This is a genomic window from Micrococcus sp. PSi08 (genome assembly GCF_054960655.1).
Genome location: NZ_JBHNYP010000058.1, coordinates 1 through 1,875 on the forward strand (window position 1 = coordinate 1; position 1,875 = coordinate 1,875).

Sequence of the window (1,875 nt, forward strand, 5' to 3'; positions counted from 1 at the left end):
GCGGCCACTTCACCCGTCTCTACTTCAATGTCTTCTGTGGTCCTTTAAGGAGCTGGAAGCGAATGTCGTGCGCCGCGTTATGTGCGGTTGTGCAGAAATGTTAAGCGTGACCTCAGCCCCTCCAGCTTGCCGTAACGTCTGGCCCAGTATTGGGCCTGCCGGGTTGCTTCGTCTGCGATGGGAGACTGGTTCTGCCCCTGTTCATAGGCGAGGCGGATGTCGTTCAGTAAGCCGTCGAGCAGGTGATCCACGAAATCCGGGTTGTTCCGAATCATTGCTTTGCGGGTGGTAATTAGTGCGTCGATCCCTGCGTAATTCGTATGATTTCTGCCGTATTCGGAAACGCGGTACATGTACTCGGGGCCATCCACGCGCCGGGCAGTGCTGCCGGTATGCAGGAGGAGGCGAGTCCACCACTCCCAGTCTTCGAATCCCTTCCACAAGGTTTCGTCGTAGCCGCCCAGGTCCTCCCAGTCCGAGCGGCGGAAAAGACTGGTGTTCAAGATGTCGCACTTGGACGCCATTTGCGAAGCGGTGACTATAGCGGGGGGTACCAACCGCTCCTGCTTGTGCCCGAAGCATTGGCAAGCTGTGGTGGCGATTGCGGAGTCATGATTGTCCATATGGCGCACAAGGGGCTCGAGGAATCCCGGGCGGAGCCAGTCGTCTGAGTCAAGAGGTAAGACGTAGCGTCCAGTTCCCGCCGCGATCCCGGTGTTGCGAGCTGCGGCGACACCGGCGTTGACCTGATGGATCACCTTGACGTCCAGGGAGTGCAGTACCTCGAGAGTCCGCCGACGGGTGGAGCCATCATCAACCACGATCACCTCGGTGCCGGGGTCCTTCGGTACCGAAGCGACGGCTTCCGTCAGGTTTTCTGGCGCCTCGTTGTAGCACGGAATGACGACCGTCACGTTCATGGGGGTGATCACCTGTAGTTCCGGAGGACGGGCTGAGCGGCTGGAGTAAGGACGACCCTGCCTCGGTACTTCAAAGAGAGCGGATGCAGGATGTCCCCGAGGATCTCCGTCCACCAGATGGGGTAGACCGCAGGCGTGGCGTAGGGATCTGCATTCGCGGCGTCTGCTTCTGCTAGAGGAGCGGCGAGATAGTCCAGCCGGGAATGCAATTCGCGCATCCACTCAGCGGTGAAGGGGGACCGGGGCTTGAAGATGAACATCGAGGGCCCCATGAGGGCGCGATAGTGACGACGCAGCGCGGCTCGTAACTCGTGGTGGGGGTGGGCCGCGTACTCCGACGTGATCTCGGCATAACCGAGGGCGAGGTGTTCTCCCGAACCGTTGAGCTGGTCGATGAGGGGCCGGATCGATTGGTGCATCGGCTTGACGTCAATGTAGGCCCCTCCGTAGTGGTGCATTAGGTAGGCCCGTAGATAGTCCGACTTGTGCACGGAGGTCAGGTGATTGAAGGCAGGGTGGAAAGGGTGCTCCGGGATCTCGACGGATCGAGGCTGCCGAACGATCATCACCTCCACGTCTGGCTGGGCCGCCAAAGCGTCGAGGGACGCCTGACGAGCAGGAGGCGGCGTTCCCCCGAGCCAGATGGTCCAGAGTCGGTGGGGAGCAGCTTCGAGGGGTGGAGTCGTCGGCGCCTCGCGGGCCAAGAAGGTATGTGCGAAGAGTTCAGGGTCGTATCGGTACGGATGCTTCTTCTCGAGGGCGGCCCAGCGGCGATTCTCAAGGGCGATTCGAGCCTCTCGTGCTGCCCATCGCGCATGTTTGGTGGCCACGAATGCCCGATGCTTCGTGTTCCGCAGAACGTCCAGTGACGGTCTCATGGCGTCAGCCTAGCTGTTGTGGGTCATGAGGTTCTTGCCACGGGGTACGGGCTGAGATGAGACGAGCGGGCCTCTCC

2 protein-coding genes are annotated in these 1,875 nt (G+C 61.0%); both read right to left on the reverse strand.

Features of this window, described 5'->3' with window-relative positions; genetic code table 11:
* Nucleotides 1–77: 77 nt before the first annotated feature.
* Complete coding sequence (locus ACFI33_RS11735; protein WP_462624047.1) at nt 78–932, reverse strand: glycosyltransferase family 2 protein; 855 nt, start codon at nt 930–932, stop codon at nt 78–80.
* Nucleotides 929–1,798, reverse strand: coding sequence for a glycosyltransferase family 32 protein (locus ACFI33_RS11740; RefSeq protein ID WP_462624048.1), 870 nt, complete (start codon nt 1,796–1,798; stop codon nt 929–931). The genes ACFI33_RS11735 and ACFI33_RS11740 overlap by 4 nt, the downstream gene beginning before the upstream one ends.
* Between the last annotated feature and the right edge of the window lie 77 nt (nt 1,799–1,875).

Excerpts from the sequence above, each read along its gene's own strand:
- ACFI33_RS11740 (WP_462624048.1), bottom strand. The coding sequence starts at position 1,798 with ATGAGACCGTCACTGGACGTTCTGCGGAACACGAAGCATCGGGCATTC.